Source organism: Ruminococcus sp. CAG:330 (genome assembly GCF_000437175.1).
Classification (GTDB): Bacteria; Bacillota; Clostridia; order Oscillospirales; family Ruminococcaceae; genus Ruminococcus_C.
In genome coordinates this window covers 1-25045 of record NZ_FR898094.1, presented here as the reverse complement: position 1 = coordinate 25045, position 25045 = coordinate 1, and the positions used below count along the sequence as shown (strand labels likewise).

The following is a 25045-nucleotide window of genomic DNA, read 5'->3' as shown; positions in this document are numbered from 1 at the left end:
CCGGAAAAAGCATCGCTCTGGCAAGGCTTTTCCTGCAAACAAAAACCGGCACGGCGAAACACGCCGTACCGGTTTTGCTGCATACGCAGCAGATGTCATGCAATTGTTGTCAAATGCTTTTCCAGCAGTATGGCTTAGCCTTCAAACCAAATGGAGTTTTCCAGCGATTTCAGAGAGGTTACAACGTCCGGCCAAGTGGTATCTCTGCCGGCAGCTCTGTAAGAAACGAACTGGAGGATATTGAACGCATCGTCCATGGACAGTGCCTTTTCGTCCTCGTTCTTACCAAGCTTGGACTCGGTGTCAACATCAGCCAGGAAGTATGCCAGCTTCTCCAGGTTCTCGTCGGTGCCGTCCGTCAGCGTCGGGAAGCGGCCGGCTGCCTTGTAGGAGTAGTACTGGAGTACTTCGAAGGAGTCATCCATATCGACGTCGCCATCCAGCTGTGCGTCGCCCTTGATGCCGATGTAAACCTTCGGCTTTGCAGCGCCGTCTACATCTTCACCATTATATTTCGGTGTCAGCTCAATTGCGCAGTAAGCCTCGTTCTTGTCATCAAACGCTGCCTTCGGTGTAGCATAATCGAAAGTGATGTCTGCGGTGATATCCGTTGCTTCGCCGTCCTCGTTTACAGAGAATGCCTTCAGCAGGTCAGCCGCATTGAACGGGCGCTCATCTACAGAGAGATAGAAGCCTGCTTCTGCATTGACCTCAATGGAGATAGAAGTGGTGGTAACTACCGGAACTTCCTCTGTGGTTGTTGTGGTGCTAACAATCGGTTCTTCTGTTGTCGTAGTGATCTCCGTCGTGGTTGTGGTGGTTTCTTCAGTGGTTGTGGTGGTCTCTTCGGTTGTGGTGGTCTCTTCGGTTGTGGTAGTTGTTGCTGCGGTAGTGGTGGTTGTGGTTGTGGTAGTAGTCACACGGGTTGCTCTGGTGTTTGTCGGCTGTGTATAAGTCGGCAGTGTGTTGGTTGTGTGCTGTGTCGTCGTGGTTGTGATTTCTGCGGTGGTTGTGGTCGCAGCGGTTGTGGTCGTCGACTCTGTGGTCGTTGTGGTCACTTCCTCTGTGGTTGTTGTGGTTGTGGTAGTCGTTTCTTCGGTAGTTGTGGTGGTGGTTGTGGTAGTCGTTTCTTCAGTGGTAGTGGTAGTGGTTGTGGTGGTAGTGGTGGTGGTAGTTTCCTCAGTGGTGGTAGTGGTTGTGGTAGTGGTGGTAGTGGTGGTAGCAGAGGTTGTGGTAGTAGTTGTTGTGGTGGTGGTCGTAGAAGTGGTAGTCGGCTGTGCAGTGGTGGTGGTCGTAGAAGTGGTGGTCGGCTGTGCAGTGGTAGTGGTTGTGGTCGTGGTCGTTGTGGTAGTAGTGGTTGTGGTTGTGGTCGTTGTGGTAGTAGTGGTTACAGCAGAACGATCCTTGACAACGTACAGTGCGCCGTCCTTCACGCCAACCTGATCCTGGAAGATATCCACGCCTTCTGCCGGTGTGTCATCCAGATACTGGAACCGCTTCAGCTGTACCGGTCTGTCGCCGCTCCAGCCCTCATCGGTGCCGTACGGTGCCCAGGACAGCGGGAATTCATAGTAGCTGACAACTGTGCCGTCTTCCTCGGTCATGGTCTTGAGTTCCAGACCAGCTTCTTCTGCGATCTGAATTGCATCCTCAGAAATGGACATGTTCAGGGAGATCAGTCCATCTTCCTCGCTGGGCACATGTGCTACATCCTTGTAAGATGCAACGAACTGGATCCAGCGATCCTTGTCCTCACCGGTGCCATTGCCGTTCTTATAGTCGTTGTACCAGCCGGTATTGCTCAGGTTGTTGTTACCGAAGTGGAAGTCCATAACGCCGCCCATACCATATTCAAGGTCATAGCTCAGGATCTTGGAGGTCAGCTCCGGAATTTCGATCGTACCGCCGATACCATAGCTGTTTACACCGCCGGTAACGCCGATCTTCAGTGCAACGTCCTCGCCCGGATCTACGAACTGCTTCGGCAGAACCAGATTGATGGGCTTTTCTTCTTCGTTGGTAGTTGCAGCGGTGGTTGCTGTGGTAGTAGTGGCTGTAGTTGCTGCGGTGGATGTGGTAGTTTCTGCAGTGTCTGCATAAACACGGATGCTGCCGCTGTGGTAAACCACGTCGGTCTTGTGGATATCCATGTTGTCCTCATCCATGAACTGATAGTTCTTCAGGTTTACAGTAACCGGCTTGCCGTCCGGGCCGTCGTAGGTAACGGACTGTGTGCCGTCCGGTGCCCAGTTCAGCGGGAACTCATAGTAGGAGCGGCCGGTTGCCGGATCGATCTTCTTTTCCAGACCAGCAGCCTCTGCGATCTCAACTGCATTGTCTGCGATTTCGAAGTCCAGACTGTATACAATAGCGTCATCCGAAACCGTTTCCGGAACGTCTTGGCTTGCCCAGCCATAGTAGATCCAGCGCTGTTCCTGTGTCACAGCCTTGCCCTGCAGATAATCCTTGAAGCCCATGGTATTTTCAGTGCCACCCAGCGGCTTTGTGCCAATCAGATAGTCATCTTCCAGCTTCAGAATGCTTGCAGTGATCTCCGGAATGTCCAGTGTGAACTGGATGCCCATGGAAGGTGTTGCATTCTTGATCTTTACCTGAATAGCAGGGTTGTCGTAGTCTGTCTCACGGCCCGGCTCTACATAGACATCTTCCAGCTCTACGACAACGCCCAGACCCTTCGGCGGCTCTTCTGTAGTAGTTGCCTCAGTTGCCTTGGTAGTAACCGTAGTTGCAGCAGTGGTTGCTGCGGTGGTAGTGGTGGTCACATTTTCTGTAGTGGTTTCCTCTGCTGCCTTCGTGGTAGTGGTTGCAGCAGTGGTCGTGGTGTTCTTCTCAGCAGAAGTTGTGGTAGCTGCGGTAGTGGTGGTTGCCTTTTCCGCAGTAGTCGTGGTGACAGCCTCGGTTGTGGTGGTAGTGACTGCCTCAGTGGTAGTCGTACCAGCCTTCGTGGTAGTGGTGGTAGCTTCTGTTGTAGTCGTGGTGGTTTCCTCAGTCGTGGTTGTGGTAACGGCATTCGGATCGGTGTAAACAACAACAGAGTCGATGGTGTAGTCGTCCAGACCGCCCCATGCGCCGAACTTCAGCGTGCCGTCATACTCAGTCTGAATGATATTGGCAGTTGCCTTGTCAATATCCCAGGAGAGAACGGCCTTGGTATCATTGAACGTGTCGTCTACCTGCTTGGACTCTGTCCAGTATTTCGGATCCACACTGGTGGAAGAGCCAAACTTATAGGAGAGGTCGCCGATGGTCTCGTCAGCAGAGAGATTGATCTCAACCTTGATGACCTTGGTTGCATCGGTAACGCCCAGATCCTCGTCCCATTTCCAGCCAACCATGCCTTCCTTCGGGTTGATTGCCTGTGCCTTTTTCAGCAGGTTGTTGAAGGTGTCATTAATCGGAATGACCTTCTTGCCCTCTACGGCAGCCGCAGTAGTCGTGGTTGCTGCTTTGGTCGTAGTAGTTTCTGCCGCAGTTGTGGTGGTTCCGCCCTCTGCGGTCGTTGTGGTTTCTGCAGTGGTGGTCGTGGTAACTACCGGAGTTGTCTGCTTGCCGGTGCCGGAAACCGTAAAGGTAATTTCAATGCTGTCCTTGCACTCTCCGCTCAGATCATCGATCTTGTTTCCGGACCAGGTATTCTTGATATTGACACGAATGGAAGAGCCGTCATCAGATTTTTCCTGTGCACCCTCACTCTGGGTATACTCTGCTTCCGTACCATCAATGACAATGCTGTCAATGTGGATCTTGATGTTCTCGTAAGTATAGCTGTTGATGTTGCTCTCCAGATACAGGGTCTGAATGGTGGTGTACCACTGGTTGTATCCGTCCATCTCGGACATATTGTCTACAGAAACGGTATAGGTGCCATCTGCAATTACCGAAACTTCATCCGACTTGACACCGCCTGTAATGCCGCCGATGCTTCCGGCAAGCCATACCTGACCGAATGCGTCATCGTCTGCTGCGCTTGCCATAAACGACATTGCCGGTGTGACCAGCGCACTGGTCAGCACGGTGGTTGCGGCCATAACAGCAGCAGTCAGAGACGATATGAATTTTTTCATCTTCATGTTTCTCTTGCGTCCTTTCTTTTTCCTTTTTTTGGTAAAAATTCTGTGAGCTGCGGCAATGCTGCCGCACGTATGCGCAAAAGCGCCGCACGTCCGTACCTGAAAACCTGCGCTCCTCCTGCGGCACCCCCTTTCCGCTCCCAATTTGCAAGGTTTTCCGGATGTTGACACATACTTCTGCATTCCATCGGAGCTGCGGAAACCCGCTGGAAATCTCCTATGTATCCGCCTTTTGAGCAATACGAAATACAGGTCATCGCATCTGCGCCATACTTCTCCATTTACCAGTATATAATATTCCCTGAAATTTTGCAAGCGTTTTTTTGCAATTTCCTCATAAGTTTATAAGGAACGCACAAAAATCCGCCGCTTTTTGTGCAAGACAGCTAAATATAAATCGCAATCGTGCAGAATTCCGTTGCACTATCGCAAAAGCAAGTGATTACTTTGCCGCCAAAAGCCGCTGGTGCAGGTCTTCGTCCTTCATCTGGCAGGCTGTCCGGTCATAGAACACATCGGTCACGTCCCACAGCACCGGACACATGCCGCGGCTCCGTGCTGCCCCAGCCACCGAGGACAGGAACAGCTTCACAGACTCCTCCTCCTTGTTCCTGACGACGCAGCCATACTCGCCGATGATGACGGGCACGCCCTTGTCTGCGAAAGTTTCCTTCAGCTTGTCCATATCGCTCTCCAGCACACGCTGTTCCCGTGGCGAACCCCACCGGCTCCGGGCTTTGCCCCAGTCCGCATCCTCCTCCAGAATGCAGAACGTCGCCGGCGAATAGTAGTGCACGGAAACCGCACAGCGTCCCGCCGGATCCTCCGGCATCCGGAACGCCTCGTCACAGGTCAAATCCACATCGGTGGCATAACCGGCGATGAGCAGATGCCGCCTGGCATTGTTTCCGCCGGAATTGCGCACCAAATCCACGAAAGTCTGGTTGATATCGTTGACAATGCCGTATGCCTCCGCCTTGCCGGAATCCGAACCGCTGTAGCGGTTCCACAGGTCGTCAAAGCAGCCCTCCTCGTTGAGGGATTCCAGAATCAGATGGTCGCCGTAGTCCTGAAAGGTGTCCGTCACCTGTTCCCAGATGCGGGTGTACTTTTCCATACAGGTGTCAAAATCCGTGGAAAAGCCGGCGATCCATCCGCCGTCCCAGTGGAGGTTGACGATGGCATACATGTCATTGTCCAGCACATACTGCACCACAGTTTCCACCCGTTCCAGCAGTTCCGGCGCAATGGTGTAGTCCTCCGCCATGAGGTTCGACCACGCCACAGGAATGCGCACCGTCTGGAATCCGGCTTTTGCATAGCCGGCGATCATCTCCTCTGTCACCGCAGGGCTTCCCCATGCGGTTTCGTAACTGGTCACGCTGTCCCCCTGAATCCAGTCGCCGCACGCCTCCAGGGTGTTTCCAAGGTTAATGCCAAGCCCCATGTCTGAGACCAGCTCCGCCGTGGTATAGTCCTCCCGCATGGAGGTGCGGACGGATTCCGCCGGGGGCCGGGAATCCTGCGCTGTCTCCTGCGCACCGCAGCCAGCCAAAAGAACCGCTGCCAGCAGCAGGCAGGGAATCGAATGAAGTTTTTGCATGATGGTTTCTCCTTTTCATAATTCCGAACGGCACTGCACCGCTCTTTTTATCATACCATAATCATATCATATTCTTTTGGCATCTGCAATAAAAAAATCGGGTTGACAAATCGCACGGAACATGGTATACTAAAGAAGTAACCATGCATGCGGATGTGGTGAAAGTGGCAGACACGCAAGATTTAGGTTCTTGTGCCGTAAGGTGTGCAGGTTCAAGTCCTGTCGTCCGCACCAAAACAAAACGCTCAGAAATGACGCAAATGCGTTGTTTCTGAGCGTTTCTCTTTTTTTCTCCCGGCGGCTGTCCTTTATTTGTCCTTTATGCAGGCAGTTTGTCCGGATTCGCCGAAATCGAGCACAGAAGCAATAGCAGCAGATGCTTTTGCCTGAGCTTGGTTCAGTTCATGACAATAGATAGACATTGTGGTCGTAATTGTTGAATGTCCTAATGCTCCCGATACAGTGGCAACATCTACACCCTTATTAATCAATGCGGATGCGTAAAAGTGTCGCAAGGAGTGTACATCACAGAAACGGAAATCATTCTTCTTACAAAATTTTCTAAACCAGGCGTAGGGAGTATTATTGTTCATCGGAGTGCCATCCCACTTGACGAACAGTCGATCACAGTCTTGCCACTTTGTGCCGAGCTTCTCCCGTTCTTTGTCTTGTTCTGCCCTATATGCACGGAGCATATCCATAACATACTGAGGGAACTTGAGGGAACGCTGGGATTTCTTTGTTTTTGTGGTGTCTGTATAGATACCCTTGGATGCGGTATAATTGGATGTTCTGCGGACGCTGATTACACAGTTGTCCCAGTCGATGTCCTTCCATTCCAAGCCGAGCATCTCTCCTCTGCGGAATCCGCTGTATATCGCCAAAGTAAAAAAAGTACGATACTTCAAAGGAGCATCTTTCAGCAATTGAAAGAGCTGTGCAATCTCTTCCAGTGTATAGATATCCTTTTCTTTTTTCTTCTTTGCAACTTTCGGAATGTCAATATTCTTACAAGGATTGTCCGTGAGCATTTCCATCTTTACAGCATAGGAGAATACGTCACTAATAAAACTAAGATGATGAACTACTGTCTTTCTCGATAACGGTTTGCCGTCTTTCAAGCTTTTGCCGTTAAGAGCAAGATCATTTATAAATTGTTGAATGTCACGTCTTGTGATTTTGTCCAATCTGAGGTGTCCGATTGCAGGATACACCCTTATAGTAAGCTGTTTCATACACGCATAGGTGTTACTACGAAGATTGCATACTGCATATTCTTCAAACCATTGTTCAGCAAAGCTTTGAAACTTGATGTTGGATGTGATCTGACCGCTTTTGCATTTTTCTTCAAAGAGAGCAGCCTGCTTCTGAATCTCTTTCTCAATTTGTTTGTCTTTCATACCAATAGTCGGTTTCCAGGACATGGTTTGTATCACCTGTTTTCCTGATGTATCATATCCACAGGATACCCTGATCTGATAAGAATTACCTCTTTTTCTGAATGTAGCCATTGTCTGACTTCCTTTCTAACAGCTTGGATTGGGAACATCCCGAAATCATCGCTGTTGTTCATTGGTATTTTTGTGTTGTCCGGTATTGCGATTCCAAGAGCAAAAAAGTAAGCCATGCTCAGCAAGCGGAACGCATTGTCTGCTGCTTATTAAAGAATGCAAGCAGATCTACTTTATTGATGAGAATCTTCCCATTAACGCCCTCTCCTGTTCTTACATAGGGGAGCTTGCCTTGATGAATCAGCTTGCGAATCGTATGTTCGGACAGTCCCTTGACCACTTCGGTGCTTTCTTTGATCGTCAGCATCTCCACGGTGTCGGGAGAGATCTCGGTCACCTCCTCAGAATCGTCAACTTCAATCAATTCGTTCAAGATACCCACAAGCTGAGCAATAATCTCGTTCTTTCTACTTGCTGTCATTGTTTTACCTCCATTTATCCAGAAAAATATATTCTTACGTTCTAGCTGAACTTACAAAATACAATCTGCATTGCAAACAACGTCTGCACTTGTTCAGCTGAACACTTACTAAGAACCAGCTCATATCAATACTCACATGATAAAAGAATATAAACAGCCTTTACGGTTAACTCGGAAAAATCGCGCCCTTTTTCAGAACTTAAAAATAAAAAAAGCACTAGAACATCAATAATTTGACGCTCTAGTGCCTAAAAAGCTATGTTTCCGTGCCATGGACTGGCTCTTATCAGCCTTTTTAATATGAGAATGAATCCCCCAATTATTGAGGCGGATAACGCTTTCTCATTTTGTAATAGCTGCTTTTCTTCATATTTAATATACGCATGGCTTCCACAGCCGTTATCTCCTGATTTTCAACACGCTGCATGACTGCTTCCCAATTGTCAGGTTTTGAAAGCGGTACTCGCCCCAATTTTACGCCCTTTTGCAAAGCAGCGTCAATGCCTTCACGCTGTCGCTGGCGAATCTTGATACGCTCTGATTCTGCAATGCTGGAAATGACTTCGATCAAGATATTATTGATCATATTCATTACCCATTTCTGTTCTTCCGGAAAATCAAACAGTGTGGTTGGTATATCCAAGACTTTGATCCGAATATGGTTCTGATTGAAATATTCCAGTTCTTCTTTGATATCCTTTTTATTTCGGCTTAGACGATCCAACTCTTTGATGACCAGCGTATCTCCGGGGCGAAGAATATGATGCTTCAAGAAAAGATACCCATCACGCTCCAAATCCTTGCCAGACTTTTTGTCGCAAATGATTTTGTCCTCTTCCACGCCAAATTCCAGCAACGCTCGCATTTGCCGATCTTCATTTTGACTTTGACTGGATACCCGAACATACCCGTATATGCGTTCATTTTTCATAACTCTGCCTCCTAATCCGTGCATAAAAGCCCTTTTTATTTAAAAACGTTCGTAAATAAAAATTACCACTCTTATAGACGCTAAATCGACCTGAAATCAGTCCGTCCATAAAAGTATACTTTTGCAAACGCACTTGCTTATGGATATGCACGATCTGATTTGCAGGCTCAAAAAACCTTTTTTTCTTCTCAAGATTAAGAATTTGTGACAGAATACATTTGCAGAAAATTTGTGATTTCAAAATTCAGAATGGCTCACAGCCGCACAGTCATTCTGAATTTCAAAAACACACGAAAAATAGGTCTCTTTTTTGAAAAGCACTGCCCAAAAGGTTTTTTAGTAACAAAAATGTCACTAAATATTGTACCGATTTGTGATACCTGGCAAACCACCGCTGAGTGCATGAAAGAATCTCAAGTAAACAAATTGCATTGGAATCAGCAAAACTTAAAACAAAATAATACGATCTGCATTCAAATTTAGAAAAGGTCAAAACAAGAAAATTTGGAAAATGCGAAAATACCTACACCTTCTCCTTGTAGTAAGTATTCTGAAAAAAGATACCCTTATACAGGTCCTCCTTTTCACTCTTCATGCCTGTTGCAGGATTCTCCAGTACAAAAGTAACCTTAGCACCATTTGTCAATGTGAATGTAGCATACTTGCCACTGAAATACATCACAATGTCACCATTCTGCATCTGAGCGAACTCACGCACATTTGTCATGTTCGCAATGCTCGGATGGATTCCTGCAAACTCTCCGCCAAGAAGTACCCTTGTACCGGAATAGTCCTGAGATACCCCTTTGACTTTGAACGCTCCCATGATTTTGTCTGCATCAGGGATTACGTCATTCATGGCTCTCACCATCTGAATCTGACTTACAATGCTCTTCCAGATCTTCTTGATGTCCGCTCTAATGTCTTCCAGCTGCCAGTTAATGACTGCCGTATGATTTTCTCGAACTGAGCCAAAAACACGAACCTTGAAGTCGGCAGGCTGCATCTTCTTCTGAATTGCATACATCGGGTTGCACAGCTCTGCATATTCCAATCGGAGAATAAAGCTTAATCCTGCTGCTTTCAGATTGAAATTTACCACATTGAAAAAAATCTCCTGCCGCTGCAGGATTTCCACTCTGTCACCAGTGACAGAAATGTCAAAGTGCAGGCTGCTGTCAAATTGTGTTGGTGAAAGCTTGATACCCATTGCTTTCAAATCTGTTGCTGTTAAGCCGTCTTTGAATGTGCCTTTCATCATTCTCCGTCACCTATAGCGTTCTCACATGAAATAAAATACTGATTCAAAATCTGAACCGGTATTTTATACGAACACGCTAGTATCTTCGTTTGATTATTCCGAAGTCAATATCCTTTCTCTTTCATATTCGCCGGAAATCGTGCGTGCTAGAATGCAGTTGAGAAGAAGTTCACGTCTGTGTGAATAGCTTGCAGTTCTGGACACGCTCTCAATCCAACTGCACATAACTTGGAAATTGTTTCAGAAAACCGCTCTTTGTGAGCTGTACAATTGCATCATAGAGCAAAATATGCCGTGCATCATATCGCTGGGACAAATGATAATGTCCGGAAAACCAAAACCGAAAATCCAGCTTTTCATCGAGTTCTTGGAAGAAATCTGTCAGTCGGTTATCTGTATAGCTTAACCCTTCAAACATCTCGTGCTGAATTTTTGTGGAAAGGCTGTGGGTGAGTACAATATCCACGTTCCAGTTCGCTTGCTCCAATGCAATTGTGGCATCTTGAATTTCCGCTTCTGTAGGAAGTTCTTCCTCCCACCATGATACCCCTGGCTTCCGGTATTTTTTATCGTGACTTTCTGCGCCGCCCATTGCAAAAATACGATATTCCTCCAATTGAAATATCTGTCCACGGCATAAATGCAAAATATGGGGTGTGATTTTCTGGATCAAACCGCCGTGCCATCTTTCTGTTGGGAACGCCTTTAATCGTGCAAAATTTTCATGATTTCCATCAATCCATAGCGTTGTCCACGGCTTGTCTTCTAACCATTTTAGCCAGTGACGTTCTTCCGAACTGTCTCTCCAGACAAGTCCGAAGTCACCGCAGATAATCACATAGTCCTTTCGTGAAAGCTGTTTTTGCAGAGGAAAGCAGCTGACAGAAAATTTTTGAATGTCATGCTCTCCATGCAGATCTCCGGTGATCAGTATCATGATATGCCTCCTGACATGAACGCAAAAGAGCAGCTATTCAGCGTATCCAGAAACAGTCTGTTTAACTCTTGCCAGTCAGGATATGGCTCTTTCGGCAGCTGTGTGATCTTCTTTTCTAAATCTGCAAAGGAAACTGCAATGTAATCGTTTAAAACTTCAATGCGTTTTCCTTTTCTCTTGGTCTTTCCAGCACGCTTTTTTTCCAGCAGCCGATCTACTGCCGGACGAATGGAACAATCCAGTTCTGCATCACATAACTGAATAAAATTCAATGGCGGCGGCGTATGATGGTGCAATATCCAATAGCAAGCAAGAATGGCACGCAGCACATGAAAATACTTCTTCTCCCATACCTCAGCAGCTTTTAAGAACCAACGGCAATTTCCCTTTGCCAGATGCAGATAATGTTGAAATCCCGTAGCAACTTGAAAATATCGAGGAATCTCACCAGAAATTCTCTCCCACTGGGGTGTCTTACAATAAATGATTGTAGATTGATTCCACTCAAAGACAGAGGGATTGGATTTATACAATAAGCGAAGCATTTTCTGCAAGTCCCAACCATCCAGATCCAGAATCTTGTTCACTTTTCGATGTATTACATCTGGAAATGGGTCTAACCTCAAATATTCCTCTTTTGGCTTTACATAGACAAAACGCACATCATAATCGCTGTTTGCAGCTGAGAATCCCCACAAACGGCTGCCGCATTCTATGGCATATATTACCTTGACATGATAATCTTCTTCAATTTGATAAATTGCATCTTGAATGGTTGTTATGATGTCACACATTTGATTTTCATGCCTCCTATAATTTGTGTGCTTATGAAATCTGTAAGGTAAATAACTGAAAGAAATCCAGAATCGTGGACATGGCAACCGGATAGTACCCGTTTGCATCAACGCCTACATCATATCGGCGAATTCCTTTCTGCAAGTTGGACAAGTTGTTGTCCAGTCCTTTGGAATGAATGTGCCCGTGCAGGTGGATCGCCCCATGGCGTTCCCTTCTCCACTCCAGAAGTGGGTAGTGCATCAGCACCCACCACTTCTGCATTTCCCGCAGATCCCGATAAATCAGAATTTCCTCAAACAGTTCCGGTGCATAGGACTTATCGTGATTGCCTAATATCAAATGCTTTTTTCCGTTTAGCTGTGCGATCAGTGCATTCGCCTTTTCAACGGAAATCTGAAAGGACAGATCTCCCAGCAGGTAAACTGTATCTTCCGGCTGTACCACGGCATTGTAATTGGAGATCAGCTGCCGGTTCATCTCGGTGACATTCCGAAAAGGGCGGTGGTTGAACTGGATAATATGTTCATGCCCGAAATGCAGATCACTGGTAAAAAAGATCATATGTCCTCCTCTGCTTCGGCATCTTCAAAGTGAATGCGTTTCTCCACATAGGTGCAGTCCTCTGAGAATACTGGTATCTCTAAATCCAGACACCATTTCTCCCGAACGATTTCACTGGGTGTGCCTTGGTTCAGCAGCTGCGGCATTTTGATACAGCAAGTGCCACGTTTCAGAGAAGTGTGAAATTCATTCCAATTGACCTGCTTCTCTGTTTGCAGCATCTCCAGAGCTTTTTTGCAGTTGACACCGTTCAGCTGCTTGTGGCTGAAATAGGCTTGTGCAGTTGCCTGTATGGAATTTCGTATCGCATCTCGCTGCCGCCAGACGAAGTAGTTATTCACTTCTTCCATTGGCAGATTGAATGCTCGACTGTCGAAATTCGCCTGATCTGCTCGTTTCAGATAGTCGGTGTATCCCAGAGTGGAAGCTGCCTCCCGAAAATATTTCTGAAAGGCAGAGGTGCAGATGCTTGCGGAAATACTGCAAAGCTTTTGCAGCTTGTTGCCGAACCATGCCTCTGTGTCCAGCTGCTGATAATCACACAGCACGAGAGAGATCTCGTCAGACTGCGTGTAACCCAACACACAGCCCTCCACACGGCTGCAAAGCTCCTGCATGGTGTTCTGCATTGCCGTCAGCATTACCGGATCAAAGGGCTTCTCAAAGCCTCTGGTAAAGCGGTGAAAGCTTTTTCCGTCCAGTCGGAGAATCACCGGCATACGCCGTATCAAGCGGACTTGTGTGACTTGTTCGTATTGCTTCATGCGATCTCCCAGACCAATGTTTCGCATATTAACTCTCCTTTTCGGCGATAATTTCCTTTACCAAACTGCGGCTGATCTCGCTGGACAGTTTGCTAAACTTTTCGATTCGATTGACCACTTCCGGCTCCTCTTTCAGGCAATCGTAATAGATGGCTGAAGGCAGATGCTGAAAAATGGCGGGAATATCCTGTCGAGAAAAATCCTCCGGAATCACGCCCTCATCTACCAGCTTGTAGAGCATCTTCTGTACACGCTGTCTGGTAACAACTGTTTTTGCCAGTTCCAGCAGACGCTCGTGTTCTTGCAGTTCCTCCGGACTGGGCTTCCGGCGTTGTTTCTTTTTCCACGTTTTCTTGTTTTCAGAAAAATTCTCGTGTACGATTTTCGTGTATGCAAGATTGCCGCTCAGGGTGCTCAGATTCTTGATGATGATTCCTTCACCGATCTCACCGCCCAGTTCTGTTTTTCCCACCAATGGCTGATAGTCTTCCCACGAGGTAAAAGATCCCTCATAGAACACAGGAACATATCGCAGCCCCAGCTGCTCCGCAAGGGCTTTTACCTGATCCTGCGGCAAGTAGCAGTGCTGTTCCATATCGAACACATCAAAGCAGTACAGCGTTTCATAGCAGTCTTTCGGATAGGGTACAGTATGCCGTACCAGCCACTCTCCGAACATTCGCAGATTGTCGCCCAGAACCGCATGTACTTGCTCTTTGTCCAGTTTTTGTACCCATTCGTAAAAACCGCGAAGATTCAATTCCGGCGACAAGATCTGATTGCGGCTGAAACAAATCACGCTGTCTGTTTCCCGATCATACTGAAAGCTGGCATTCGAGCCATCAATCTTTTCTTGAATGATGATCTGATCTCCAGGCTCAAACATGTCACCGATTTCTGGGTTCAGGTTCTGAATCTCCATGTATTTTTTATGTGATAGCATAACAAAACCTCCATCTCAAGTGCCTTGACAAAAAATAAAAAAATTGTTATAATAAGATTTGTTGGGAGTTTTATCTCTATAAGTCAAGACTATAATCTTGACTGTATTTTATCACAGAAGATATTTGAAATCAAGGATTTTTCTACAGGACAATTCTCAAAGGAGGAATTTTCATGATGAATAACTATGAAATTGATGAAACTGCGTGGAAAAAAGGCTTTTCAGATACCCTGCTAAGGCTCATGGGGAAGCGGAACATCTCCATCAACAAACTGGCGGCTGAAATTTTGGTTGACCCCAAGTCCATTCGCAATTATATCGATAAGAAAAGCGTTCCGTCTGCGATTATTTTGAAGAAACTGGCGGATTACTTTGAGGTCAGCACAGACAGCCTGATCCAGAGCCAGGATCGGTTTTCCGGACAAACGATTGCCGCTCTTGCGGTTATCTTACGAGATTTTGATGTCTTGCTGACCGAAGCAGATAGAGGAGCTGTCACCTTTCGGTTCAAAGACAATGTGCTTGCTGCCATTCTCGAAGAATTGTATTTTTCCAGAGGGAAAACGGACTATGCTGAAATCGTAGAAACACTCTCTCTGCACTATGGCAGCATGCAGACCATGAATCAACATTTAGTCGATTATATCACTTTTCGCAACCTGATGCGTCACGAGTACATTTATCATGGCTTGGAAGACGATATTGCGGTTTATCAGGATATGGACGGAAATGAGTGCTACGGCATGGACGCATACACCGTTGAGGAAATTGAAAAGAGAACGGACAACTGGGATAATATGAGCCAATCTGAGCAAGATGCTTGGTATCAGGAATATCAAAAGCAATCACAGATTACGGATTCTGATTCTTAAAAAGCCTGATATGCTTCAAGCCAAAAAATCAAATCGTCTACACTGCAAAACAGCAGTTCTCCCGGCTCTTTGATAATATCTTCCCAACAGTCGATAATCAGCTGAGTCAATTCTTCTGGAAAAATGTTTCTGCAAGTTTCTTCGCATATCTGCATGATTGTCAGTTTCTTTTGGATAGATACCCCTTTTACGAGATAAATCACCGAAAAATTGTTTTGCTCCGTAGCCACAATCTGAAACTGCTGACATCGAAAGGCATAACTCCACTGTGAATGCAGATATAATAGTTCTGGCGTTTGCATATGTATTTCCTTCTTTCTGTCTGTATTTTTGCTTCAAGAATAGCATACTGGAAAATTGGAATCAAGGATTTTTCTACAGGGTTATTTTCACATCAAAAAACCTTATAGAAACTCAAAGCACAAAATATCTCTATTTTTTCTGCCTGTCTGCCCATGATTCAAGCTTGTTCTCGCACAATATTTTCTTGAAAACTTCCCCTGAAAGATTTTTGCATCCATAACTCGCTGCCGAAGAAATAGCTTGAAATTCTGTCTGCTATTAGGTACGATGATTCTAGTTGAGTACCCCAATTCATAGATTAGATGCATCGTTTTCCTATAGGATTGCACGATTTCAGCTTATATGATTTTGAACGCATCTTCTGTCATTATTGAAATCTCATAATAAGTTCCAATTAAAATTTCAGGTAAAATCGAAAGTGCCATAAAAACTTCAAGTGCGAAATAAGCTCCCAATTTTCAAAATATTTCAGCATTTAGCTTGGCAAGCTCCCATGAATTCTGAAAGCTTACCATGCTGAATTTTACAATGTCAAAAACAGCTGTGAATCTTACAAATGCAGTTCTGGTGCTTTTATGCCAAAAGCATCTGTAAGATACCCCTTGATTGGGTAGGGCAGTGACGAAAAATCAAGATTGCTTGTGCAGGCAATATCAGCAATATTCTTGTTGTATTGCCGTAAATCAAAATAATGCAAGTTTTCAAACTCTGACTGAATCCACCAATTATCTGTCAATACAACACTATGACTGATAGCAATCACATCTTCGATAGAGGAAGTCGGCTTCATATACAATGCTTTATACAGCATTCTTGCCCCTACTCGATGCAAATTGATTTGTCGGCTTTTCAGCCATCTCTCTAAGGAGTACCCCTTGTAAAAACAGCTGGGACATAGGGCAGGATTCAGAATCTCAGTAACTTCAAAACCGTTTGCTTCTGCAATCACAGAATCTCTGTGCATAATTTTATATTTCATCATAGGACAAATCCTCAACTCTTTTCCAAAATAACGTATCTGTAGGGGATAAACCTGTTTTCATGATTTGAACCTCCTTGAATTTCAGTGACTGCATCTTGCAGCCGTTTCTTTTCAAAAAAGAAAAGAAACACTTCCTATTTTGCATCTCACTTTCTATATACCACGAACGTGGAAATAAGATACCCCTTGATCTTGTATTACGCTGTTTTCCATCTCATTCTCTCTAAAGCACAATATCTCTGGAAAAAGAAAAGGCTGCTGCACCGATTTGATGCAACAGCCTTGCAGTTTTATAAATTGTAGTACCCCAATAAGAGGATTACAGCTGAAATCCTAGTCTTGTTGAATCCCCCAATTACGCCTTTTTTTTCATCTGCTCAGACAGCTTTATCCTATTCTGAGAATCAGTACCCCTCATTAGAAAATATCACAACAAAGCAAAGCTAGAACTCAACTGAGTTGTATAAATCACAGATTTTTATAACAATATCAAGCTTTATTCTTGACATCTTCTTTGTCATCTGCTATACTGGAAATACAAGATTGTTCGTGGTGATTCATATCATATGAATCTTTTTGTCTGCTCACATACCCTATCATTCTCTCAACTGCCAAATGGGGAAGTAGGGCATAAAAAAAGAGATTACACCGTAGTAATCTCTATCTTCTTTATTCATTCTTAGTCGTGATATTATGTTAGTCCTGCAAAAAGTTCTTTCAAACCTTGCTTCTTTCTGCATAATCGAACTCGCAAAGATAGCACTCAAGTCTATCAAGTAACCATAATACCACCTAACGTAATCATTATACCATTTATCTCTCTTTGTGTCAAGTCATCTCATTAAAAATTCTCAATTAAAGGTAAATCATCTCTATGTAAGTAATTAAATTCACTAGTTAAAATTACATAATCACGTCAGAAAACGTAATATTATGTGTGAGATACCCCTTCCTTAGTGATGAGTTTTACCTAAATCACTTGAGTTTCACTCTAAACAAATACTATACTAAATATAGCTCTAATGTTATCATCTTCACGCTTGAAATAATCCCATAAACAGACTATAATATGAAATATGAGGAATGGGATATAAGGTATTGAACAAAAATAAAGAGGTGGCTGCTGCAACAGCCACCTCTAAGAAAGGTTGTGATATTATGTTACTGTTTATCCTCAAGGAAACAGCTCGGTTCTGCATACATGAACTGCTGAAGATAGCACTCAAGGCTATCAAGTAACCATAATATCAATCAACGTAGTTATTATACCATTTATCTCACTTTATGTCAAGTCATCTCATTAAGAAATATCAGAAATATCTTAATAAATCAATCAACAAGGTAAATCAATTTACAATTATTTCTCTTGCTTTTCTGCATATCAGAACAAAAATTAAAATCTCCACTGTAAAAACCTGTGATATAGTACCCCTTTCTTGTATATCAGCTAATATTAGACACCCCTTTGACATCAGAAATTGACCACAGAAACTTTTTCAGTACTTACAAAGAATCTTATTGACTATATACCGAGCGTATGGTATTATTATTTTAGCCTCAAAACCACTGATAAGGCTAAAAATAAAGAGGTGACTGCTCCACCAGTCACCTCTAAGAAAGGTCGTGATATTATGCTGACATTGCAAGCAATTCTTATTGGACTCGCTATCCATATTACATCAAAAATTGTTGATGTCATCGTTGATGCTATCAACTAATCACAATACCACTTAACGTAACTATTATAACATCTAGATACCCCAACGAAAAGAGGTGAACAAAATGGCAACTCTTCAAATCATCCTTACACAAACAGCTGTATTCTGCATCACCGAAATCATTAGAACGTTACTAGGTGCTATTAAGTAACGTAATCATTATAACATTTATCTCGCTTTAAGTCAAGTCATCTCATTGAAAATTCTCAACTAAAGGCAATTCATCTCTATTTAGACAATTAAATTCATGAGCTAAAATCAAACAATTGCGTCAGAGAACATAATATCAGGTGTGAGATACCCTTTTCTTGATAGTGAGTTTTACCTAAATCACTTGAGTTTCACTCTAAACAAATACTATACTAAATATAGCTCTAATGTTATCATCTTCACGCTTGAAATAATCCCATAAACAGACTATAATATGAAATATGAGGAATGGGATATAAGGTATTGAACAAAAATAAAGAGGTGACTGCTGTAACAGTCACCTCTAAGAAAGGTCGTGATATTATGTTAGTTCTACTGCAACACGTACTCATAGGTTCAGCCACCTTTTGTGTGCAACAGCTTATCAAGATAGCACTAGATGCTATCAACTAATCACAATACCACTTAACGTAGCTATTATAACATTTATATTAGCTAAAGTCAAGTGGTCTTGAAAAGAATTGTCATAAAAATAGCCACCCATATCGGGTGGCTATTTCTTATTTATTCACTGACTATCATTATCATCTGACATATTGGAATAGTAGGTCTTTATGGTATAAATTAAGCACCACCACGACTCCAAATATCATTGTCCGGATCTGTCAGTACCCAAATCGACATGCCCTCACCAGTCTCAGGATTACCAATAGAAACTCTATCAGTTCCCCATGTATTGCAAAGACTTGCATATTTTTCTGCCTTAGAAATATCGCATCCAAGACTTAGTGCATAATTATAATTTGCGTTCCCCTCCCAAGGACTATGCCACTCTGTCGGTTCTGGCGTAGGCTCAGGTGCAGGAGCTGGTGCAGGGGCTGGAGCTGGGGCTGGAGCTGGTGCAGGCGTGGGTGCAGGAGCTGGCGTGTTATTGCCACCGCTCGAACCACCTGAATTGCTCGGCTGAGCTGCCGCCGTATTACCACTATTTCCACTACCCGTATTATCATTTACCGGAGTCTCCGCAGAACCACCGTCATCGCTATTGCCGTTATCTGCGTCTTCCTTCGGCTTCTCGGTCGTAGACGTTGTCGTCTCGGAAGTGGATGTCGATGTTGTGGTGGTCGTTGTCGTGGTTGTTGTGGTTGCCTTGGTTGTGCTCGTTGATGTGGATGTCTGCTCTGTCTTCTCTGCATCCACTGAAATACTCTGATTTGAATCTTTCTGGTGGTTTACGACAACTCCGGTTGTGATACCCCCAGCTGCAACAACTGCCAATGCAGCAGCGGAAATAACAATTTTCTTCTTCGTTGTAGTACCCCAGATCCTTTTTATATTCTCTTTGAAATCCACAATAAAAAGAACCTCTCTTATAAAACTTGCGATATTACCGAATATTCTATATCTGTTATCATATAGCTCATATCGCTGTAATTTTATTATATCACTCTCAGAAGTGAAAGTCAATGATAATTCTCTATTGAGCATTAAAAATCTATATTATGTACATCTCAAAATTGCATCTACCCATTTACCTTGGTTATGTTGTACAATGATTGTATAACTTACAATCGAGGTGATACCCCTTTATGGAGAAACTCAACAACGAAAACTTCGTCTTACAACGAATGCAGGAACTTCTCAAAGCAAAAGATTGGTCAATCTATCGTCTTGCCAAAGAATCAGGACTTTCTTATTCCTCGCTCAACAACATTTTTATTCGCAGTACTGTTCCAAGCGTTCTCACCTTAGAAAAAATATGTAACGGCTTTCAAATCACCATGTCAGAATTCTTTGAGAATATGAGTACCCCTGTATTCAATACAGACGCTATCTCCGCAGAGGAACGAACTTTATTAGAAAGATATCGCACCTTGTCAAAGGCAGATAAACAGCTCCTCAATGCGTATCTGGCTGGACTATCCAAAACTCCATTCGAATCTGAATGACCAAGCACATAGACTGCGAAAGAATCCTCGTATCTATGTGCTTTCTTAGTACCCCTGCATTCCTGCATCAACGACATAACATAGAAAGCTCTGCTACTTTGCCGCAAATTCAAAAATCTCAATATGCATCTGAGCAATAAATTCATTTTCTTATTTCCACCTCTCCTTAACTATTCAGAACTGAATCTGAATAAAGTGTACATGTCTGTTCTTCTTATTATCTGCTTATCGCTCTAATCAATTGATTTATTATTATTAATTATGATCTTTATTCAGTTTACAAAAGTTATACTGTATGTTACACTTTTAATACTGAAACTCGAATGAAATATCATTCTATATTTGAATCTTGAATAATTCCGTAGTACCTTTACCATAATGGTATATTACCAAGAAAAAAACTCAAGTTGGAAGTCAGTGCAGTCTAAAAAACTCCAGTCATTTTGTGAAATTCCCCATTTCTAAAGGGAAGTCGCTCTTTTCCCATTCATATTACGCTTGAAAAAGAAAGAGGACGTTTTTTACGCTGTTTTCACGGAGAAAAACAGGATATTCGCTATGATCTCTGCAAAATTCTTGCCAAAAGCCTTAAAACTCATTGTTGACATCAAAGTATCAAAGTGCAGTATCCGTGCAAATTTCTAATGAACCGTGCGATTTTTCTTGTAAAGAATCGCATTTTTATATCTATAAGCGGCGATACCAACTCGCTTTCAATCCCCCAGTTACGCCTCGTAAACGCTTCAACTCCGCCGGAAATCGGGGAAATTGATATACTTTCAATCCCCCAATTATATTGGCGAATTTCAATACAACAGCTGCATATCAGCAGGATTCAAGGGTGAAAAATGAGCCGTCAAGAACTCAATAACGCATTTTCACAGATCTCATTAGAACTGTCTGATTCCGTATCGGAACTCAGTTCCTTTTCTATACGGATTAAAAAATCTTCATATCGTTCTACCTGAACATCAGGGATACCCGGCATATTTACATATTTTTTTAGCACCATTGCCGGACAATCCATAACAGGCTCTTTAGGAGAATTTGCATCTTTCGTGTCACAGCGGAAATTGGTTATGACAATTTCATATACCGGACGATCTTCTGCGACATTAGAAGTGTGATATACATATAGCTTATGATTTCTTGTAGGAACTGATGCTGTTTGACACACATAGACCTTATCTTTTAGCACAAGCTCTTGATCCGCAAGAAACGCCTGAAAATAAGTATAGAAATCTTGGATGATATTTTTTCCTTCTTCGTTTGCTTTTTTCTTCTTTTTCTCAGACTCGCTTTTATTTGTCATACGTTCTTTACAGGAAAATGCCCATTTTCCTCCGGCATCAGAAATCCTTTTTAGAATCTGAATGAGTGCAACGTGCTGGTCATCGGAAAATTTAATATCATACTGTACTGTGCGGAAATAGGGTGGGTCGAAGTACCATATCGTATTCGCCATTTTGTCTTTGAGTACCCCATTTGCAAGCTCTCGATACAGTTCTTCAAAGTCCTTTGAATACAGACTGACATTTTGCAGTCTCTTGCTGTATTTTTCAATTTCTGTTTTCCCATGCAATTTTCCAAAATCAATTTCATCAAACTGATCTGCGTTATTGAGGATTGCCATTGAAAGTCGAATCTTCAAATCTGTTTTGGTATCTAAGTCTTCAATCTTTAGCTTTGTTTTTCTGGGCTTTTTAGCTTTATAGCTGTATCCCAAACGAATCAAATAGTCAATGTAAGACTTGACATCTAACCCTGAAATATTATTATCTGCAACTGGGGCTTTGACCTTGAAACCCATAATAAAGTATGCCATAGCGGCAACTGTGACTGGATTGGATTTTATCAAATCTTCCGACAAATCCTCGTGTCCAAAGACAGATTTTGCACTTGTATAGAAAGCAAGAATTGAACTCATACATTTTCCGGTCGATGTAGCATAATAAGGTTCTATACGCCGTTTTTGCATCTCACTGATTACATCAGAAAATTTAGGATGTGTCGTAAAATCATCCTCAGTGAGCATCTTGCAAAAACTTCTGCACTGCTCAATGACTTCTTCGGGTTCTTCTTTTACACAACGCAGAAAATTAGCCAATATCATATCAAACTCGTTGGTATATACATTTTCAAAGTAAGCAGAAATCGAAACGCTAACAGCTCCAGTACCCCCAAAGACATCAACAAAATTTTCGCACTCAGAGGTGACTGCCAGATAACGAATCATATTAAGCAAATTGCCAGTTTTTCTTCCGGGTCGATAAATGTGCAGCCGAACCTTATCTTGAAAGAAAGCGTAATCATTTCTAGGGTGCATATGCCATTTGTTAAATGCGTTCTTACTCAGCCCAAGTTCATGCTCAATGTATTTCTCAATAGAAATACGATTTGACCTTCCGGATATTTCTTGTTCCTTAGAATAACGATATGCCAGATAGTATATTCCAATTCGCAAAATCTCAGGTATCGTAATTGATGTTTTATTTGCTTTTTGGTAGAACTCATGTAGTTTGTCCAACTCTGTCTGTATCTCAGCTGTAGCCTTTTTTATCGACATTTTCGATAAGGCACTTAGCAGTGTCTGAACGTCTCTTGTGACATATTGATTTGCTGTTTTGGTTTTTTGAGAAGAAATGCCGCATCTAGTCAATTTGTACAACGAAATCACATCCTTTTAGTAAAATTATACTAAAAGAACGTATTTTCATAAAGATGTAAAATTGAGTAGCGATTTTCACCAAGATATATTATTCAATAAACTCTGCTCCCAATTTTATGGGCATTTGCAGTGTTCGGATGATGTTCTGCTAAAACAGAATAACAGGAGCGTAAACATAACGCTGTCCTTTATTTGTCCTTTATACGTTTCAAAAAGGCAGTGTAAAGGGCAATAACATAGTACATCTCAAAATGAAAAAATGACGCAAATACGAGATAAAATGAATGTTACAGCAAGTTGGAACATCTGGGGAATAAAATTCAAGTCCTGTCATCCGCACCAGAGATTCCCCGTTTTTTTCGAAACGGGGATTTTTTTCAGCGCAGCATACTTTCAGAGCTTGTGTTCGTAGGAAATATATGCGGATTTTCGAGCAAATTTTTTTGCAGACAAGGCAAAAATTTGCAGGCATACTTTCGTATGGCAAGAATTTTTAACGCAGTATGCAACAAAATTTGCCGAAAAGACGTAGATAGACGCCTATGAACACGAGCTCTAAGCGCTGGTTTCTGACACGAAGAAAAAACAAAACGAAAAGAAAGGATTCGCACCAGTCAAGATACACAGCGAATCCTTTCGAAACATCAATCGCCCATCCAAGCCAAAATCCATAAAAAATAAGAGGTGCTTGTTATGCGATACCAGAACCCCATTCTCCGTGGCATGTATCCCGATCCCAGCGTCTGCCGCAGCGGCGGCACCCGAACCGAGATGGGCTTTGCCGACACCCGCTACCTCTCCAGCGAGGTGGCAGGCGGTTTCACCGGCGTGATGATCGGTCTGTACGCCGTCGATGAAGCCGGAAGAACCGCCGACTTCACCGACCTGCACTTAACGCATACGGAAAATTCATAAAACTCAGCAATCACACAAACAAAGGCTGCCGTACCGCAACTGGTACGACAGCCTTTTAAAATGTAGCTCAGTTGTTGTTCGGAACGGACAGTTTCCGCATCTCCTTTTTCTGGATGAACGCCATCATGCTCAGGGCAATGACCACGGAAACCAGATCGGCGATGGGCTGGGCATAGATCAGTCCGTTCAGTCCCACCACAGCATCGGCGATCAGCAGCACCGGCAGGAATACCAGACCCTGCCGGCTCAGGGACAGCATCAGGGAAGCCAGCCCCCGTCCCATGCCCTGAAAAGCGTTGTTGTTCACGAAGATAATGCCGAGGAACGGACCGGAGATCATCAGCGCCCGCAGCATCTGCACCGCATAGGCACGCTGGGTGTTGACATCTTCCACCGAACCGGACGACCCTGCCGTCATGAAAATGCTGATAATGGGTTCGGTGAACAGGTAGTACAGCACCGTGACCAGCGTTCCCAGCACCAGCGTGCAGCACATGCTGAACCGGATGACCTTTTTCATCCGGTCAAAGTTCCGTGCGCCATAGTGGAAGCCCACCAGCGGCTGGATTCCGATGCCGATGCCCAGCTGAATGAACACCACCAGCATATTTGCTTTCATGGCGATGCCCATACCGCCGGTTGCCAGCACGTCGATCTGGTTCAGCAGCCGGTTCAGCAGCATGTTGGACAGACTCATCAGCAGATTGGTGCAGAACATGGGCACGCCGATGATGAGCACGCCGGAGAGCACGCCGTTTTTCACGGTGAAATGGCGGGGATGGATGGAGAGCTGCGTGCGGCTGAACCGGAGATAGCCCAGATAGAACAGCATTGCCACAGTATTGCCAATGGTGGTCGCAATCGCAGCACCCTTGACACCCATGCCCAGCGCCAGAATCATAATGGGGTCGAGGATGATATTGGTCACAGCGCCGATCATCATGCCGAACATGGAGATCTTCGCAGCGCCCTCCCCTTTGACCAGGTTGCTCATGGCACTGCTCACAATGGTGGGAATGCTGCCCACACCGATGTAGAACAGATAGTCCCGTGTGTACTGCTCCAGATTCCGGCAGTTCTCCGCCTGCCGCTGGTAGGCATCGCTGCCCTTTTCCAGCGTGATGGCGGCAATGTTGGACTTGGCATCTGCACCCAGAACGGGCAGGAGCCAATCCACGCCAACCGTCATCAGAAACGTGGCGAGAAGTCCCACCGCAAGTGCGCCCCAGAAACTGAAACTGCTGATCTTTTTCACACGTTCGTATTCCCGTGCGCCCAGAGAACGGGAAATGAAAGCGCTGCCGCCCACGCCGAACAGGTTGCCCACCGCCATCAGAATCATGAAGATCGGCGTCGCTATGGACACGGCGTTCATCTGGTACGGGTCGTGGGTCTGTCCCACAAAGACCGTGTCCACCATATTATAGAGCACTGTTACCAGCATGCTCAAAACAGACGGCACTGCCAGCGTTGCCACTGCACGGGGAATGGATTCCAGTTCAAATACGGATGTCTTGCGTGTTTTTTGCTGCATCTGTGATCTTCCTCCTTGTCTTGGCGTGAAAAACGAGGCGAACATACATCTCTGCACTCCACCCCGTTTTTCACTGGGAAATATTCGATTTGATTTTTTCTTAGAACCTGTCTTCACAAGAAATATATGTGGA

The 25045-nt window shown here is 44.2% G+C and carries 20 protein-coding genes and 1 tRNA gene; 5 read left to right on the top strand and 16 right to left on the bottom strand.

Annotated elements, in window-relative coordinates; genetic code table 11:
- Positions 1 to 134: 134 nt before the first annotated feature.
- Positions 135 to 4085: a DUF5620 domain-containing protein gene (locus QZL66_RS11495; RefSeq protein ID WP_293615188.1), complete on the bottom strand. Its 3951-nt coding sequence runs from the start codon at positions 4083 to 4085 to the stop codon at positions 135 to 137.
- Positions 4086 to 4533: 448 nt separating this feature from the next.
- Positions 4534 to 5694, bottom strand: a complete 1161-nt coding sequence (locus QZL66_RS11490; RefSeq protein ID WP_022411860.1) for a glycoside hydrolase family 5 protein — start codon at positions 5692 to 5694, stop codon at positions 4534 to 4536.
- Between the two features lie 149 nt (positions 5695 to 5843).
- On the opposite strand from QZL66_RS11490, the gene QZL66_RS11485 reads away from it, so the two are divergent.
- A tRNA-Leu gene (locus QZL66_RS11485) sits at positions 5844 to 5928 on the top strand.
- A gap of 74 nt (positions 5929 to 6002) precedes the next feature.
- Here QZL66_RS11485 and QZL66_RS11480 read toward each other — a convergent pair.
- From QZL66_RS11480 to QZL66_RS11440, 9 genes are all read right to left on the bottom strand, one after another.
- Positions 6003 to 7205 carry a tyrosine-type recombinase/integrase gene (locus tag QZL66_RS11480; protein WP_022411859.1) on the bottom strand — a complete coding sequence of 401 codons (1203 nt, stop codon included), beginning with the start codon at positions 7203 to 7205 and terminating at the stop codon, positions 6003 to 6005.
- A gap of 118 nt (positions 7206 to 7323) precedes the next feature.
- Entirely contained in the window at positions 7324 to 7626 is a 303-nt protein-coding gene (locus QZL66_RS11475) for a helix-turn-helix domain-containing protein (protein WP_022411858.1), read from the bottom strand.
- A gap of 319 nt (positions 7627 to 7945) precedes the next feature.
- A complete protein-coding gene (locus QZL66_RS11470) occupies positions 7946 to 8557 on the bottom strand; it encodes a recombinase family protein (protein ID WP_022411857.1) in 612 nt (203 codons plus the stop codon).
- A 523-nt stretch (positions 8558 to 9080) separates the two neighbouring features.
- On the bottom strand, positions 9081 to 9818 hold the full coding sequence (locus tag QZL66_RS11465; RefSeq protein WP_293615185.1) for a hypothetical protein: 738 nt from the start codon (positions 9816 to 9818) through the stop codon (positions 9081 to 9083).
- Between the two features lie 208 nt (positions 9819 to 10026).
- On the bottom strand, positions 10027 to 10755 hold the full coding sequence (locus QZL66_RS11460) for a metallophosphoesterase family protein (protein ID WP_022411855.1): 729 nt from the start codon (positions 10753 to 10755) through the stop codon (positions 10027 to 10029).
- The gene (locus QZL66_RS11455; RefSeq protein ID WP_022411854.1) at positions 10752 to 11549 is read right to left on the bottom strand and encodes a nucleotidyltransferase domain-containing protein; all 798 of its coding nucleotides are present in this window, start codon (positions 11547 to 11549) and stop codon (positions 10752 to 10754) included. Before QZL66_RS11455 ends, QZL66_RS11460 begins: the two co-directional genes overlap by 4 nt.
- A 31-nt stretch (positions 11550 to 11580) precedes the next feature.
- On the bottom strand, positions 11581 to 12114 hold the full coding sequence (locus tag QZL66_RS11450) for a metallophosphoesterase (RefSeq protein WP_022411853.1): 534 nt from the start codon (positions 12112 to 12114) through the stop codon (positions 11581 to 11583).
- The gene (locus tag QZL66_RS11445; RefSeq protein ID WP_022411852.1) at positions 12111 to 12905 is read right to left on the bottom strand and encodes a tRNA(His) guanylyltransferase Thg1 family protein; all 795 of its coding nucleotides are present in this window, start codon (positions 12903 to 12905) and stop codon (positions 12111 to 12113) included. Before QZL66_RS11445 ends, QZL66_RS11450 begins: the two co-directional genes overlap by 4 nt.
- Before the next feature lies 1 nt (position 12906).
- Positions 12907 to 13821, bottom strand: a complete 915-nt coding sequence (locus QZL66_RS11440) for an RNA ligase family protein (RefSeq protein WP_022411851.1) — start codon at positions 13819 to 13821, stop codon at positions 12907 to 12909.
- Between the two features lie 173 nt (positions 13822 to 13994).
- Here QZL66_RS11440 and QZL66_RS11435 point away from each other — a divergent pair, with 173 nt between their 5' ends.
- Entirely contained in the window at positions 13995 to 14693 is a 699-nt protein-coding gene (locus tag QZL66_RS11435; RefSeq protein ID WP_293615179.1) for a helix-turn-helix domain-containing protein, read from the top strand.
- Here QZL66_RS11435 and QZL66_RS11430 read toward each other — a convergent pair.
- Together QZL66_RS11430 and QZL66_RS11425 are read right to left on the bottom strand one after the other, a co-directional pair.
- A complete protein-coding gene (locus tag QZL66_RS11430; RefSeq protein ID WP_022411849.1) occupies positions 14690 to 14995 on the bottom strand; it encodes a hypothetical protein in 306 nt (101 codons plus the stop codon). The two genes, QZL66_RS11435 and QZL66_RS11430, sit on opposite strands and share 4 nt — an antisense overlap.
- A gap of 551 nt (positions 14996 to 15546) precedes the next feature.
- A complete protein-coding gene (locus QZL66_RS11425) occupies positions 15547 to 15978 on the bottom strand; it encodes a hypothetical protein (protein ID WP_022411848.1) in 432 nt (143 codons plus the stop codon).
- Positions 15979 to 17061: 1083 nt separating this feature from the next.
- Between QZL66_RS11425 and QZL66_RS11420 the strand changes: the two genes are divergently transcribed.
- A complete protein-coding gene (locus tag QZL66_RS11420) occupies positions 17062 to 17217 on the top strand; it encodes a hypothetical protein (protein ID WP_293615177.1) in 156 nt (51 codons plus the stop codon).
- A 1253-nt stretch (positions 17218 to 18470) separates the two neighbouring features.
- Here QZL66_RS11420 and QZL66_RS11415 read toward each other — a convergent pair.
- A complete protein-coding gene (locus QZL66_RS11415) occupies positions 18471 to 19313 on the bottom strand; it encodes a hypothetical protein (protein ID WP_293615176.1) in 843 nt (280 codons plus the stop codon).
- Positions 19314 to 19435: 122 nt separating this feature from the next.
- Here QZL66_RS11415 and QZL66_RS11410 point away from each other — a divergent pair, with 122 nt between their 5' ends.
- Positions 19436 to 19795 carry a helix-turn-helix domain-containing protein gene (locus tag QZL66_RS11410; protein ID WP_022411846.1) on the top strand — a complete coding sequence of 120 codons (360 nt, stop codon included), beginning with the start codon at positions 19436 to 19438 and terminating at the stop codon, positions 19793 to 19795.
- 856 nt (positions 19796 to 20651) lie between these two features.
- On the opposite strand, the gene QZL66_RS11405 is transcribed toward QZL66_RS11410, so the two are convergent.
- The gene (locus QZL66_RS11405) at positions 20652 to 22463 is read right to left on the bottom strand and encodes a DNA adenine methylase (protein WP_022411845.1); all 1812 of its coding nucleotides are present in this window, start codon (positions 22461 to 22463) and stop codon (positions 20652 to 20654) included.
- 693 nt (positions 22464 to 23156) lie between these two features.
- Between QZL66_RS11405 and QZL66_RS11400 the strand changes: the two genes are divergently transcribed.
- Positions 23157 to 23378, top strand: coding sequence for a xylan 1,4-beta-xylosidase (locus QZL66_RS11400; RefSeq protein WP_022411844.1), 222 nt, complete (start codon positions 23157 to 23159; stop codon positions 23376 to 23378).
- Between the two features lie 67 nt (positions 23379 to 23445).
- Here QZL66_RS11400 and QZL66_RS11395 read toward each other — a convergent pair whose 3' ends face one another.
- Positions 23446 to 24912 carry an MATE family efflux transporter gene (locus QZL66_RS11395; RefSeq protein WP_022411843.1) on the bottom strand — a complete coding sequence of 489 codons (1467 nt, stop codon included), beginning with the start codon at positions 24910 to 24912 and terminating at the stop codon, positions 23446 to 23448.
- Between the last annotated feature and the right edge of the window lie 133 nt (positions 24913 to 25045).

What these genes read in the sequence shown, in the direction of transcription:
- QZL66_RS11495 (WP_293615188.1), bottom strand. Translation starts at nt 4,085, where the DNA reads ATGAAAAAATTCATATCGTCTCTGACTGCTGCTGTTATGGCCGCAACC.
- QZL66_RS11490 (WP_022411860.1), bottom strand. Translation starts at nt 5,694, where the DNA reads ATGCAAAAACTTCATTCGATTCCCTGCCTGCTGCTGGCAGCGGTTCTT.
- QZL66_RS11480 (WP_022411859.1), bottom strand. Translation starts at nt 7,205, where the DNA reads ATGGCTACATTCAGAAAAAGAGGTAATTCTTATCAGATCAGGGTATCC.
- QZL66_RS11475 (WP_022411858.1), bottom strand. Translation starts at nt 7,626, where the DNA reads ATGACAGCAAGTAGAAAGAACGAGATTATTGCTCAGCTTGTGGGTATC.
- QZL66_RS11470 (WP_022411857.1), bottom strand. Translation starts at nt 8,557, where the DNA reads ATGAAAAATGAACGCATATACGGGTATGTTCGGGTATCCAGTCAAAGT.
- QZL66_RS11465 (WP_293615185.1), bottom strand. Translation starts at nt 9,818, where the DNA reads ATGATGAAAGGCACATTCAAAGACGGCTTAACAGCAACAGATTTGAAA.
- QZL66_RS11460 (WP_022411855.1), bottom strand. Translation starts at nt 10,755, where the DNA reads ATGATACTGATCACCGGAGATCTGCATGGAGAGCATGACATTCAAAAA.
- QZL66_RS11455 (WP_022411854.1), bottom strand. Translation starts at nt 11,549, where the DNA reads ATGTGTGACATCATAACAACCATTCAAGATGCAATTTATCAAATTGAA.
- QZL66_RS11450 (WP_022411853.1), bottom strand. Translation starts at nt 12,114, where the DNA reads ATGATCTTTTTTACCAGTGATCTGCATTTCGGGCATGAACATATTATC.
- QZL66_RS11445 (WP_022411852.1), bottom strand. Translation starts at nt 12,905, where the DNA reads ATGCGAAACATTGGTCTGGGAGATCGCATGAAGCAATACGAACAAGTC.
- QZL66_RS11440 (WP_022411851.1), bottom strand. Translation starts at nt 13,821, where the DNA reads ATGCTATCACATAAAAAATACATGGAGATTCAGAACCTGAACCCAGAA.
- QZL66_RS11435 (WP_293615179.1), top strand. Translation starts at nt 13,995, where the DNA reads ATGATGAATAACTATGAAATTGATGAAACTGCGTGGAAAAAAGGCTTT.
- QZL66_RS11430 (WP_022411849.1), bottom strand. Translation starts at nt 14,995, where the DNA reads ATGCAAACGCCAGAACTATTATATCTGCATTCACAGTGGAGTTATGCC.
- QZL66_RS11425 (WP_022411848.1), bottom strand. Translation starts at nt 15,978, where the DNA reads ATGATGAAATATAAAATTATGCACAGAGATTCTGTGATTGCAGAAGCA.
- QZL66_RS11420 (WP_293615177.1), top strand. Translation starts at nt 17,062, where the DNA reads ATGGGATATAAGGTATTGAACAAAAATAAAGAGGTGGCTGCTGCAACA.
- QZL66_RS11410 (WP_022411846.1), top strand. Translation starts at nt 19,436, where the DNA reads ATGGAGAAACTCAACAACGAAAACTTCGTCTTACAACGAATGCAGGAA.
- QZL66_RS11400 (WP_022411844.1), top strand. Translation starts at nt 23,157, where the DNA reads ATGCGATACCAGAACCCCATTCTCCGTGGCATGTATCCCGATCCCAGC.
- QZL66_RS11395 (WP_022411843.1), bottom strand. Translation starts at nt 24,912, where the DNA reads ATGCAGCAAAAAACACGCAAGACATCCGTATTTGAACTGGAATCCATT.